Source organism: Williamsia sp. SKLECPSW1, assembly GCF_054332755.1.
Genome location: NZ_JBTGLI010000001.1, coordinates 2,457,822 through 2,469,621 on the forward strand (window position 1 = coordinate 2,457,822; position 11,800 = coordinate 2,469,621).

Annotated in this window: 11 protein-coding genes; 8 read left to right on the forward strand and 3 right to left on the reverse strand. The window is 68.9% G+C overall.

Features of this window, described 5'->3' with window-relative positions:
- Positions 1-6: 6 nt before the first annotated feature.
- Genes ACXVUM_RS11510 through ACXVUM_RS11525 form a run of 4 tightly spaced genes read left to right on the forward strand, consistent with a single transcriptional unit; the run spans position 7 to position 4,326 of the window.
- Positions 7-1,053 carry a bifunctional MaoC family dehydratase N-terminal/OB-fold nucleic acid binding domain-containing protein gene (locus ACXVUM_RS11510; protein WP_458521917.1) on the forward strand — a complete coding sequence of 349 codons (1,047 nt, stop codon included), beginning with the start codon at positions 7-9 and terminating at the stop codon, positions 1,051-1,053.
- Positions 1,050-1,478 carry a MaoC family dehydratase gene (locus ACXVUM_RS11515; protein ID WP_458521918.1) on the forward strand — a complete coding sequence of 143 codons (429 nt, stop codon included), beginning with the start codon at positions 1,050-1,052 and terminating at the stop codon, positions 1,476-1,478. Before ACXVUM_RS11510 ends, ACXVUM_RS11515 begins: the two co-directional genes overlap by 4 nt.
- The gene (locus ACXVUM_RS11520; RefSeq protein ID WP_458521919.1) at positions 1,475-2,650 is read left to right on the forward strand and encodes a lipid-transfer protein; all 1,176 of its coding nucleotides are present in this window, start codon (positions 1,475-1,477) and stop codon (positions 2,648-2,650) included. The genes ACXVUM_RS11515 and ACXVUM_RS11520 overlap by 4 nt, the downstream gene beginning before the upstream one ends.
- Positions 2,647-4,326 carry an AMP-binding protein gene (locus tag ACXVUM_RS11525; RefSeq protein WP_458521920.1) on the forward strand — a complete coding sequence of 560 codons (1,680 nt, stop codon included), beginning with the start codon at positions 2,647-2,649 and terminating at the stop codon, positions 4,324-4,326. Before ACXVUM_RS11520 ends, ACXVUM_RS11525 begins: the two co-directional genes overlap by 4 nt.
- Before the next feature lie 143 nt (positions 4,327-4,469).
- On the opposite strand, the gene ACXVUM_RS11530 is transcribed toward ACXVUM_RS11525, so the two are convergent.
- Positions 4,470-6,095 carry an MFS transporter gene (locus tag ACXVUM_RS11530; protein WP_458521921.1) on the reverse strand — a complete coding sequence of 542 codons (1,626 nt, stop codon included), beginning with the start codon at positions 6,093-6,095 and terminating at the stop codon, positions 4,470-4,472.
- 213 nt (positions 6,096-6,308) lie between these two features.
- Between ACXVUM_RS11530 and ACXVUM_RS11535 the strand changes: the two genes are divergently transcribed.
- The 3 genes from ACXVUM_RS11535 (at position 6,309) to ACXVUM_RS11545 (ending at position 8,278) form a co-directional block, all read left to right on the forward strand.
- On the forward strand, positions 6,309-6,440 hold the full coding sequence (locus ACXVUM_RS11535; protein ID WP_458521922.1) for a hypothetical protein: 132 nt from the start codon (positions 6,309-6,311) through the stop codon (positions 6,438-6,440).
- A gap of 95 nt (positions 6,441-6,535) precedes the next feature.
- Positions 6,536-7,144, forward strand: coding sequence for a TetR/AcrR family transcriptional regulator (locus ACXVUM_RS11540; RefSeq protein WP_458521923.1), 609 nt, complete (start codon positions 6,536-6,538; stop codon positions 7,142-7,144).
- Positions 7,145-7,318: 174 nt separating this feature from the next.
- Positions 7,319-8,278, forward strand: coding sequence for a ferritin-like domain-containing protein (locus ACXVUM_RS11545; RefSeq protein ID WP_458521924.1), 960 nt, complete (start codon positions 7,319-7,321; stop codon positions 8,276-8,278).
- On the opposite strand, the gene ACXVUM_RS11550 is transcribed toward ACXVUM_RS11545, so the two are convergent.
- Positions 8,268-9,134: a MaoC/PaaZ C-terminal domain-containing protein gene (locus ACXVUM_RS11550; RefSeq protein WP_458521925.1), complete on the reverse strand. Its 867-nt coding sequence runs from the start codon at positions 9,132-9,134 to the stop codon at positions 8,268-8,270. The two genes, ACXVUM_RS11545 and ACXVUM_RS11550, sit on opposite strands and share 11 nt — an antisense overlap.
- On the reverse strand, positions 9,134-10,849 hold the full coding sequence (gene kstD / locus ACXVUM_RS11555) for a 3-oxosteroid 1-dehydrogenase (protein ID WP_458521926.1): 1,716 nt from the start codon (positions 10,847-10,849) through the stop codon (positions 9,134-9,136). The genes ACXVUM_RS11550 and kstD overlap by 1 nt, the downstream gene beginning before the upstream one ends.
- A gap of 134 nt (positions 10,850-10,983) precedes the next feature.
- On the opposite strand from kstD, the gene ACXVUM_RS11560 reads away from it, so the two are divergent.
- A complete protein-coding gene (locus ACXVUM_RS11560; protein WP_458521927.1) occupies positions 10,984-11,772 on the forward strand; it encodes a 2-keto-4-pentenoate hydratase in 789 nt (262 codons plus the stop codon).
- The last annotated feature ends 28 nt before the right edge of the window (positions 11,773-11,800 follow it).

Sequence of the window (11,800 nt, forward strand, 5' to 3'; positions counted from 1 at the left end):
CCCGGCGTGACACTGCACCACGAGACGGCGGCCCCGACCGAGGCCGACCGCATCCGGACCGAGACCGACGCCATCCGCGGACGCGGCGCCGGGGCCCCGGTGTCCGGCCGAGATCCGGTCAACGCGCCGATGATCGCGAACTGGACGGAGGCGATCGGCGACGCCAACCCGATCTACTCCGACGAGACCGCCGCCCGTTCGGCGGGCTGGGACGGCGTTGTCGCCCCACCGGCGATGGCGCAGGTCTGGACGATGCGCGGCCTGCACGGGCAGCGCACCGACGGCGACCCGCTCGGCGCCGCGTCCGCGCTGTTCGACGAGGCCGGGTACACCTCTGTCGTCGCCACCAACTGCGACTCGACCTACCACCGCTACCTGCGTCCCGGGGAGGAGGTGACGCTTTCGGCGGAGCTGACCGACGTCGTCGGACCCAAGACCACCGGCCTGGGCGAGGGGTGGTTCTTCACCACCCGCAACGTCTGGCGCGTCGGCGACGAGGTCGTCGCCGAGATGGACTTCCGCATCCTCAAGTTCCGGCCCCCGGCCGCCACGACCGCCGACGCCCGCACCGGCATCGTGTCCTCCCTGGGCGCGGACACCGACGACCTCGATCCTGCGACGATGATCCGTCCCAGTGCATCCCGCGACACCGCGTTCTTCTGGGAGGGTGTCGCCGCCCACGAGCTGCGCATCCAGAAGCGCCCCGACGGTTCCCTCGTGCACCCGCCCGTGCCTGCGCTCTGGGCTGCTCCCGGCGATCCCGTGGAGCACGTCGTCGCCGCCGGGACGGGCGTCGTGCACAGCTTCGTCGTCCACCACGCCCCGCGCGTCCCCGGGCGCTCCCTGCCGTTCGTCGTCGCCCTGGTGGAACTCGACGAGGGAGTGCGCATGCTGGGTCAGCTCCGTGGATCGGATCCCGAGTCCGTGCGGATCGGGATGCCGGTGCAGGTCGAATTCCTCGACTTCCCCGCCGATCCCGACGGGCCGCCCGGTGCCGACGGGCCCTGGACCCTGTACGCGTGGCGTGCCGACGACACCGGAGGACAGCGATGACCGTCCCGACAGCCCCGCCCGCCGTCGCCGTGGGGGACACGCTGCCCGAGCTGCGGATCGAGGCGACACCGACGTTCATCGTCTCGACGGCCCTGGCCACCCGGGACTTCCAGGACGTGCACCACGATCGGGATCTCGCACAGGCGAAGGGGTCGAAGGACATCTTCGTCAACATCCTCACCGACACCGGCATCGTCGGGCGCTTCGTCACCGACTGGGCCGGACAGCGCGCTCAGATCCGTTCCATCACGCTGCGTCTCGGGGTGCCCTGGTACGCCTACGACACGGTGGTGCTGTCGGGGACGGTGACCGCACTCGACGACGGTGTCGCGACGGTCGACGTCGTCGGCACCAACGCGCTCGGCAAGCACGTCACGTCGACGGTCACCGTGGTGCTGGACCACACGGCAGGAGCATCCGCATGACGGGCCCGTTGTCCGGCGCCGCGGCGATCGTCGGGGTCGGCGCGACCGACTTCTCCAAGGACTCCGGTCGCAGTGAACTCCGACTCGCGGCGGAGGCCGTCACCGCGGCCGTCGCCGACGCCGGTCTCACACCGGCCGACGTCGACGGTCTGGTCTCGTTCACGATGGACACCAACACCGAGATCGCCGTCGCACGCGCCACCGGGATCGGGGAGCTGACGTACTTCTCGCGCATCCACTACGGCGGTGGCGCAGCGTGTTCCACCGTGCAGCAGGCTGCGATGGCGGTGGCGACCGGCGTCGCGGACGTGGTGGTGGCCTACCGCGCCTTCAACGAGCGGTCGGGGATGCGGTTCGGCCAGGTCAACGCCGGGCTCGCCGCACAGGACAACTCGTCGGGCACCGACAACGCGTTCAGTTATCCGCACGGCCTCTCCACCCCGGCCGCGTTCGTCGCCATGGTCGCGCAGCGGTACATGCACGACTTCGGTGTCACGAGCGAGGATTTCGGTCGCGTCGCCGTCGTCGACCGCAAGCATGCGGCGGTCAACCCGAACGCCTTCTTCCACGGCAAGCCGATCACGCTGGAGGACCACCAGAACTCACGGTGGATCGCCGAGCCGCTCCACCTCCTCGACTGCTGCCAGGAGTCCGACGGCGGTGTGGCGCTGGTGATCACCTCGCCGGAACGGGCGAAGGACTTGGCGCACACGCCCGTCCGGATCGCCGGTGCGGCGTCGGGGAGCGGGCAGGACCAGTACATCATGACCAGCTACTACCGTGACGACCTCGCGGGTCTGCCGGAGATGGGTCTCGTCGGACGGCAACTCTGGGAGCAGTCCGGTCTGCGACCCGACGACATGGACGTCGCGATCCTCTACGACCACTTCACCCCGTACGCCCTCATGCAGCTGGAGGAACTCGGGTTCTGCGGTCGCGGTGAGGCCAAGGACCTCGTCCGCGAGCCGGGCGCGCTCGAGGTGGGTGGGCGGCTGCCGCTCAACACCCACGGCGGTCAGCTCGGTGAGGCCTACATCCATGGGATGAACGGCATCGCCGAGGCCGTCCGACAGCTGCGGGGGACCTCGGTCAACCAGGTCCCCGACGCCCAACGCGCCGTCGTCACGGCCGGTACCGGAGTCCCCACGAGCGGATTGGTTCTCACACGATGACCGACACAACACTGCCCCCCACGACCGTCCCCGGGTCCGGCGAGGTCGAGACGGACTTCAACCTCGGCGACATCTTCGAGGCCATTGCCGACGCCGTCCCCGACCGGGCCGCGATCGGGTACGAGGGGACCGACGTCACCTACCGGGAACTCGACGAGCGCGCCAACGCCATGGGACATCTCCTGCAGTCCCAGGGGATCGGTCCCGGCGATCACGTCGCGCTCTACCTGAAGAACAGCCTCGAACACGTCTACGCGATGGTCGCGCTGCTGAAGATCGGCGCGACGGCGGTCAACGTCAACTACCGGTACACGCCGACCGAGCTGACCTACATCCTCGACAACGCCGACGCCACCGCGGTGTTCGTCGAACTCCCGGAGCATCAGCGCACGCTGGCGTCAGTGCTGTCCGGCAGCCGGGTGCGGTCGGTCCTCGTCGTGGGCGAGATCGTCGACGAGCTCGCCGCCCTGGCGGGGGACGTGTCGGTGGTCGCCGTCGATCTCGACGGGCAGAGCACCGCACGGGACTTCCCCGTCCGCAGCGGCGATCAGCTCTACCTGCTCTACACGGGCGGCACCACCGGTTACCCGAAGGGCGTCATGTGGCGCCACGACGACTTCTTCCACAAGCCGCTGTCCGGCGGCAATCCCTATGGGCCCGAACCGCTGCGGGACCTCGCGGCCATCGCCCACAACGCGAGCACGTTCGCCCCGCTGTCGTTCCTGCTCGCCGCACCGCTGATGCACGGCGCGGCGATCTACTCGATGTTCATGTTCTTCATCAACGGCGGACGCCTGGTCCTGCAACGGGATTTCGTCGCCGCGAAGGTCCTCGACGCGACCGCGGACAACGGTGTGCAGATCATCCTCATCGTCGGTGACGGCATGGGGGCGCCCCTCGTCGAGGAGATGGAGCGCCGCCAGGCGGAGGGCACGCTCGACGTCGCCGGGCTGATGTCGATCACGAACGGCGGCGCGATCTGGTCGACGTCGGTGCGCGAACGGATGCGAGCGGTCAAGCCCGACCTGTGGTTCCGGGACAACTTCGGCGCCTCGGAGACCGGCAACGACGGTGAGCTGTTCATCGACGAGCACGGGACGCTGCGGTCGGCGCCGAGCCCGGGGATGACGGTCCTCGACGAGACCCTCACGCCGGTGGAGCCGGGGTCCGACGAGATCGGGTACATCGCCCGCGTGGGACGGGTCCCGCTGGGCTACTACAAGGATCCGGAGAAGTCGGAGCGGACCTTCGTGACGCTCTCCGACGGTCGACGGGCGGCGATCCTCGGCGACATGGGCCGTCTGGAGTCCGACGGCAGCATCGTCTTCCTCGGTCGCGGATCGGGGTGCATCAACACCGGCGGGGAGAAGGTCTTCCCCGAGGAGGTCGAGGCCGCCGTCCAGGCTCACCCGGGAGTGCACGACGTCCTGGTCGTCGGTGTTCCCGACGAGCGGTTCGGTCAGAAGGTGGCCGCGGTGATCTCCGCACCCGACGGTGTCCGGCCACCGACGACCGAGGAGTTGCAGGCCCACTGCCGGGAGACCCTCGCCGGGTACAAGGTGCCCCGACTGGTCGTCGCCGTCGACGCCGTCAAGCGCACCCCGGCCGGCAAAGCCGACTACCGGTGGGCGAACAGCACGGCGACCTCGGCACTCGAGGGCGAGACGACCCCTTAGCCGAGCCGGCCGCCCCACCCGCGGGATCCCGCTTCCCCCGGACCCCGGACCCCGGACGTCGAGTGGGCGGGTACGGACGTCGAGTGGGCGGGAACGGACGTCGAGTGGGCGGGCACGGACGTCGAGTGGGCGGGTGCGGTGCGTCAGTTCCTTCTCGGGGTCGGCGTACCGGTGTCGATGGGGGCGGCGTCCTGCGCGGCGGGCATGCGGGTGGGTGTCCACACGGCGAGCACGAGTGACCCGACCACGGCGATCGAGCCGAGCACGATGTAGGCCTGACTCATCGGGGCCAGGAACGCCTCGCGGGCGCCGGCCGAGATGGTGTCGGCGACCGGGCCCGGGATGCGCTCGCGCAGTTGGTCGGCAACCGCCGTGGCCTCTGCCAGCGACCTGCCCACCCGATCGGTCACGCTGTCGATCTGGCCGAGTATCGCCTGCCCCTCGGCGACCCGACCCGTTGCGCTGAGCTGACCGGCCAGCCCGCGCAGCTGCTCGCGAGCTGTGTCCACCGTGGTGGCGATCCGCGAGGTGAACCCCGCGGCGACGATGCTGCCCGCCAACGCCATACCGATGGCCGCGCCGAGTTCGCGGGAGGTGTCGTTGACCGCCGAGGCCACGCCCTGGTTGTCGGCGGGGGTGGACACCATGATCCCGGTGGTGGCGGGTGCCGTTCCCAGCCCGAGCCCGAGCGCCATCAGCCCGAGTTGCGCGGTGATCACCCAATAGTCGTCGGAGTCGTACGCACCGATGACGATGATCCCGACGCCGAACAGGAACATGCCGGTGGGGAGCACGGCCCGGAAGCTGTAGCGCACGGCGAGCCAGTTGCCGACGAGCGACGTCACCATGACCACGACCACGAGCGGCACCAGCGCGACAGCGGACTTGAGGGGTGAATAACCCATGATCAGCTGGAATCGCTGGAGGATCAGGAAGAACACCCCGAAGGATCCGACGAACTGCAGTGCTATCGCCAGCGAGCCCGCGCCGAATGCGGGGCGCTGGAACAGACGGACGTCGAGGAGAGTGCGGCTTCCTTTCAGCTGAAGGAGGACGAACACACCCGCCAGTGCGACACCGCCGATCAACCCGAGGAGTGTCAGTGGGTCCGTCCATCCCCGGACCGGGCCCTCGATGAGCCCGAACACGATCGCGGCGATGGCGGTCGCGGAGGCGACGGCGCCGAGGACGTCGAACGCGGGTGGGTCGGCATCGCGGGAGGTGCCGATGGTGAGTGACAGCACCGCCATCACCGCGGCGGCGATCGCGAACGCGATGAAGATGGAGTGCCACGAGAAGAACTCGAGAAGCAGTCCGGTGACGAAGAAGCCCAGGATCGCTGCGCCACCGGCCACACCCGCCCAGATGCTCACTGCCAGCGGCCGTTTGCTCTCCGGGACGCCGGAGGTGATGAGAGACAGGGTTGCCGGCATCACCAGAGCAGCACCGGCGCCGGCGATCACCCGTGTCGCGATGATCTCCACCGGCGAGGAGAGCAGGATGGCCGCCACGGAGGCGCCGCCGAACACCACGAGCCCGACGACGAGCACCCCCCGCCGTCCGAAGCGGTCGCCGAGGGCTCCGCTCGGCAGCAGCAGGGCGGCGAGGGTCAGTGTGTATCCGTCGACCAGCCAGGTGATCTCGGTCGACGACGCCCCGATGTCCGGCGCGATGTCGGCGAGTGCGATGTTGAGCGACGCCATCGCCGCCACCACGGCACTCAGGGCCGAACACGCGACGACGATCAGCCAGACGTCACGGAGAGACAATCTGTCGGATCCTGTCGGGCGGAGATCGGTCTCGGTCGCCATCATCCCGCCCGCCCGGACAGCCCGGCGTGACCCGCGCGTTGTGTGATCGTGACCGCGAAACGCGGCGGCAATACTGCATATCGTGTGTAACTTCTGTCACTCTTTTTATCGCTAGTCACAAGATCACTCATTCCCGGGTCGACGGAGCCCCGGGCGAAAGGAACCGTGATCATGGCCGCGACCCTGCCCCGCGACACATCCAATTCCAGTTCATCGGTGCGCTTCTGGCGAATCGTCGCCATGCTCGCCCCTCTCGTCGGACTCGTGATCGGCATGCTGCTGGTCGTCGGCTCGATGGGCTGACCGCCGACGAGACCGTCTGCGCCCCGAGGGGTTCAGATTTTTGAGACTAACAGTCTCGTATGCTCTCGGTGATCGGACGTCGAGAGGTGGCATCCATGCGGCGCAGTGATCCGCGTCCCGCGCAGTCGCGGGCGAAGCTCGTCGACGCGGCCGCCGGACTGCTGCGCGCCTCGGGTCCCGCGGGTGTGACCGTCGATGCGGTCGTGGCCGCCGCCGACGTGTCCCGCGCCACCTTCTACCGTCATTTCGCGAGCGCCACCGAACTGGTCGCCGCCGCGTTCGCGGTCGTCATCCCTGCCGCGCCGACACCTCCGGCGACGGGCTCGGTGCGCGAACGACTCACCGAACTCGTCCTGTCCCAGGCCCGGCTCATCGCCGAGGTACCTGCGACGACCACGGTGCTCGCCTGGCTGTCACTCGGCGTCGACCTCGACGCCGACTCTCTCGACCGAGTCCGCGCCGGCGAGGGCACCGAGATGCTCACCCTGCGGGAGCGTGTGGCCGATCAGTTCCTCCGCCCCTTCGACGAGGTGCTGTCGAGCCCGGAGGCCGAGGCTCTGTTCGGGGACGTCGATCGCGCGACCGCGGTGGCGTTGCTCGTGGGTCCGCCGGCGATGGGCCGACTCAGCACGCTGCCGTCGTTCGACTACGAGGCGGTCGCCCGCGCGGCGGTCGACGGCTTCATCGCGCTGCACACGCGCTGAGCCTCAGGACGAGAACCGACATCAACGATCATTCGGACTACTTTGTCCATATTTCGAGAGTTCCGGAGATATGGCACGCGATGTGTGTTCCCATCCTCTCGTGACCCTCGAGCAGCGGGGCGTCTCGTCATGGCGGCCGGTCGCCCGCCCGCCTGCCATCCCCAGGGGAACCGCATGTTCGACAGAAAATTCGTCGCGTCCGCGATCGCCAACAGTGCCGAGAACGGGGTCGATCGACGTCGCTTCATGCGTGCGGCGGGCCTGACCGGGCTCGGCGCGACCGCTGCGATGGTGGCCGGTACCGGTGTCGCCCAGGCGGGTGGCCCGCCCATCCCGCCGCAGGCCGGTGACTTCGTGCCGCCTCCGGTGGGTCCGATCACCGACGGTGCGATCCTCAACTTCGCGCTGAACCTCGAGTACCTGGAGGCGGAGTTCTACCACCGCGCAGTCTTCGGCACCGGTCTGCCCGGGAACCTGCTGCCGGGCAAGGGGCGTTTCGGCCAGGTGACCGGCGGTCGCAAGGTGACGTTCACGACGCCCGCGGTCGCGGCCTACGCCAAGGAGATCGCCCAGGACGAGCTCGACCACGTCGCATTCCTGCGCAAGGCGCTCGGCGGCGCGGCCGTCGCGCGTCCCGCCATCGACCTCGACGCGAGTTTCACGGCAGCCGCCAAGGCAGCCGGGCTCATCACCGGCAACCAGCGGTTCGACGCCTTCGCCAACGAGGACAACTTCCTCCTGGCGTCGTTCATCTTCGAGGACGTGGGCGTGACGGCCTACAAGGGCGCTGCCCCTCTGGTGCAGAACAAGACCTATCTCGACGCCGCGGCGGGGATCCTCGCCGTCGAGGCGTATCACGCCGGGATCATCCGGACCACCCTGTACACCAAGGGTCTCATCACCGAGGCCAACGCCATCTCGGCCGCGCGCGACAGTCTCGACGGGCCCCAGGACGACGATCAGGGCATCACGCGGAACGGCATGGCCAACCTGGTGCCGACGGACTCGAACGCGATCGCGTTCGGGCGCACGCCGTTCCAGGTCCTCAACGTCGTCTACCTGAATCCGAAGCCGGCGGACCGTGGTGGCTTCTTCCCGGCGGGTGTGAACGGGGCGTTGAACTTCAGTCTGTGACTCGGCCGACGACGACGTTGCTCAACACGGGTGCGTCGTCGCGGTCCACCGCAGACGCCGTCGCGACGAGGTCGGTTCCGCGGTCCCACACCGCGATCCGGATCGTCTCGCCGGGGAAGACGACGCCGGCGAAGGTCGCGCCGAACGATGCGACCGAGCCGGTGTCGCCCGCCCACACCTCGTCGACGATGGCCCGACAGGTCATCCCGTAGGTGCACAGCCCATGCAGGATCGGTGCCGGAAATCCTGCCCCCGCCGCGAACGACGGGTCCGAGTGGAGCGGGTTGCGATCGCCGCAGAGCCGGTACAGCAGTGCCTGATTCGGACGCGTCGGTGTGGTGATCACATGGTCGGGAGAGCGGTCGGGGTAGTCGACACGAGTCGACGTGCCCCGATCTCCGCCGAACCCGCCCTCTCCCTTGGCGAAGATCGCCGAACGCGCGGTCCACAACAGGGTGCCGGACTCGTCCGTGGTCTCCGACTCCTGGATGATCACCGCCGCCGAACCCTTGTCCTGGATCTCGGCGATCCGCGTCCGCGTCGTCGCCGTTCCCGATGCCGGCAGCGGCCGGTGCGCGACGACCTGCTGGCTCCCGTGCACCACCTTCGCCAGGTCGATCTCGACCCCTGGGAACGACACCGCCGGCGGCGTCACCTGGTGGAGATCCCGCGCGACGGCGGCGAACGTCGGCAACACCTTCGGTGAGCGGTCGTCGACGTACCGCAGACCCTCCACGTCGAGGGGATCGTGAGCCGCGCCCACCGCCAGGTTGTACAGCGCCACATCCGATGCCGTCCACGAGAACGTCCGCTCGCCGAGGTCGGCGCCGACGGCGACGTCGAGGTCGATCGGCATCAGACGGCCCGTGCGTCGGAGGTGGCGTCCGCCATGTCCAGTGCGGCGAGGTACCCGAACGTGATCGCGGGCCCGATCGTCGCGCCCGGTCCGGCGTACGTGTGGCCCATCACCGGCGAGCTGGTGTTGCCCGCGGCGTAGAGCCCCTCGATGACCGAGCCGTCGGCACGCAACGCACGTCCCGCGGTGTCGGTGTCGAGGCCGCCCTTGGTGCCGAGATCGCCCGGGAACATCTTCACGGCCCAGAACGGCGCCTTGGTCAGCTCGCCGAGGCCGGCGTTGGGCTTGTTCGTGATGTCGCCGTAGTAGCGGTCGTATCCGCTCTCACCGCGGTGGAAGTCCTCGTCGACGCCGGTCTTGGCGAAGCCGTTGAACCGCTCGATCGTCGCCTGCAGAGCATCGGCGGGGACCTCCATCGCCGTGGCCAGCTCGGCGATCGTGTCCGCCTTGACGATGTTGCCGTTGGCGAGCCACTTCTTCGGGAGTGGTTGGCGCCCCGCCACTCCGGCGAAGAGGTAGCGGTCCCGGTATCCCTGGTCGAAGACGAGCCACGCGGGCACGTTCTCGCCCGGCCCGTCGCCGGTCCCGTGTTCGCCGCCGTACATGCGGTGGACGGCCTCGACATACGGCAGTGACTCGTTCATGAAGCGCCGACCGCGGGTGTTCACCATGAGGCTGCGCGGCAGCGAGCGTTCGGCGAGCGCGAACCACGGCCCGCGGGGGAGCATGATCGTCGGTCCCCACCATGCGTCCTCCATGAAGGAGACGGACGCGCCGAGTTTCAGGCCGGCGGTGATGCCGTCACCGGTGTTGGTCGGTGCGCCGGTGGTCCACTCGGTCGTGATCGGCTCGCGCTGGTACTTGCGACGCATCTCCTCGTTGTGCTCGAAACCGCCGCACGCCAACACGACTCCGCGCCGAGCGGTGACCGTGCGTCGCTCGCCGCGGTGCTCGACGACGACTCCGGTGACGCGGTCGTCCTCGGTGACCAGGTCGAGCAGGGGGGTCTCGAGGAACATCGGGACACCCGCGCGGCGCAGCCCCACCAGGAGGCCCGACATGAGTGCGGCGCCCATGCCGACGATGCGTTTGCCGGTCATCTTCGCGGACATGGTGCGCATGCCGACCGCCATCATCTTCACCGGACCGCGCCAGTGTCGGAGACCGGTGCTCATCCACCGATAGTCCGACTGCTTGACGACCACGTTCAGCGGCGCCTTGGTGTAGGGCGGGTGCATGGTCTTCGCGTCGGCGCCGAGTCGGCGCGTGTCGAACGGACGCGGCTCGCACGAGCGGCCGTTCACCCGACCGCCGGGCGCCTCGGGGTAGTAGTCGGAGTAGTTCTTGACCCACTCCAGGTTGATCGCCGAGTGGTCGATGAGGAAGTCGAGTGCCTCGGGTCCGCGGTCGATGTAGGTGTCGATCTTCTCCTCGGGCACCACGTCGCCGACGATCGACTTCACGTATTGCCGGGCCGCGGCGTCGGTGTCCTGCACGCCGTCGCGCTTCAACACGGAGTTGTTCGGGATCCAGACGCCGCCACCGGAACGTGACGTGGACCCACCCCAGTACGCCGCCTTCTCGATGAGCACCGTCGACAGACCACGGGAGGCGGCCGTGATCGCGGCGCTCATCCCGGCCGCGCCGGATCCCACGACGACCACGTCGTAGACCGACTGCAGCTCTGCAGCCGCGGGGGCGTTGTCGCTGGTCATAGGGTGGCCCTTCCCTCATTTCTAGAACACGTTATAGAATTGCCGCTCGAGCCAGTTATACCAGTCCGTGGGCCGTTCTCCACCCGCGGGAGATGCCCGGTCCCGGGCCCGGCCCACGACAGCAGGGAGTGCAGATGACGGTCGCCGACGATGTCCGGGCGGCGATCGCCGACGACCTCGCGCGCGCCGAGCAGACCGCCGTCGCCATCGATCCGCCGACGGCTGCGCATCCCGGTCTGGACGTCGTCGACGCCTATGAGATCCAGTTGATCAACATCCGTCGACGGCTCGAGGCCGGTGCGCGGATCGCCGGGCACAAGGTGGGGCTGGCGTCGGAGGCGATGCAGCAGATGATGGGTGTCGACGAGCCCGACTACGGCCATCTGCTGGACACCATGCAGTACTTCGAGGGCACTCCGATCGACGCGAGCCGGTTCTGCTTCCCGCGTGTGGAGGTGGAGGTCGGCTTCCTGCTGGGAGAGGACCTGCCCGGGGCCACGTGCACGAACGGTGACGTGGTCGACGCGGTCGCGGCGGTGGTCCCGGCGATCGAGCTGATCGATTCCCGGATCCGGGATTGGTCGATCACCTTGTGCGACACGATCGCCGACAACGCGTCGTCGTTGGGGTGGGTGTTGGGGCAGGAGCGGGTCGAGATCGACGAGATCGACGTCGGTGACGTCGACGCCGTCCTCGAACGCAACGGCGAGGTCGTCGCGAAGGGCAATTCGTCGGCGGTGCTGGGCAACCCGCTGAACGCCGTGTCGTGGCTGGCTCGCAAGGTCGATTCGTTCGGGGTGCGGTTGAAGGCGGGCGATGTGATCCTCCCGGGCACGGCGACGCGTGCGATCGACATCCGTGCCGGCGACCACTTCCGCGCTGAGTTCACCGGGCTCGGCAGCGTCAGCATCGATTTCCGCTGACGAACACCCAGCGACAGACCAGCGACAT

What these genes read in the sequence shown, in the direction of transcription:
- ACXVUM_RS11515 (WP_458521918.1), top strand. Translation starts at nt 1,050, where the DNA reads ATGACCGTCCCGACAGCCCCGCCCGCCGTCGCCGTGGGGGACACGCTG.
- ACXVUM_RS11520 (WP_458521919.1), top strand. Translation starts at nt 1,475, where the DNA reads ATGACGGGCCCGTTGTCCGGCGCCGCGGCGATCGTCGGGGTCGGCGCG.
- ACXVUM_RS11525 (WP_458521920.1), top strand. Translation starts at nt 2,647, where the DNA reads ATGACCGACACAACACTGCCCCCCACGACCGTCCCCGGGTCCGGCGAG.
- ACXVUM_RS11535 (WP_458521922.1), top strand. Translation starts at nt 6,309, where the DNA reads ATGGCCGCGACCCTGCCCCGCGACACATCCAATTCCAGTTCATCGGTG.
- ACXVUM_RS11540 (WP_458521923.1), top strand. Translation starts at nt 6,536, where the DNA reads ATGCGGCGCAGTGATCCGCGTCCCGCGCAGTCGCGGGCGAAGCTCGTC.
- ACXVUM_RS11545 (WP_458521924.1), top strand. Translation starts at nt 7,319, where the DNA reads ATGTTCGACAGAAAATTCGTCGCGTCCGCGATCGCCAACAGTGCCGAG.
- ACXVUM_RS11550 (WP_458521925.1), bottom strand. Translation starts at nt 9,134, where the DNA reads ATGCCGATCGACCTCGACGTCGCCGTCGGCGCCGACCTCGGCGAGCGG.
- kstD (WP_458521926.1), bottom strand. Translation starts at nt 10,849, where the DNA reads ATGACCAGCGACAACGCCCCCGCGGCTGCAGAGCTGCAGTCGGTCTAC.
- ACXVUM_RS11560 (WP_458521927.1), top strand. Translation starts at nt 10,984, where the DNA reads ATGACGGTCGCCGACGATGTCCGGGCGGCGATCGCCGACGACCTCGCG.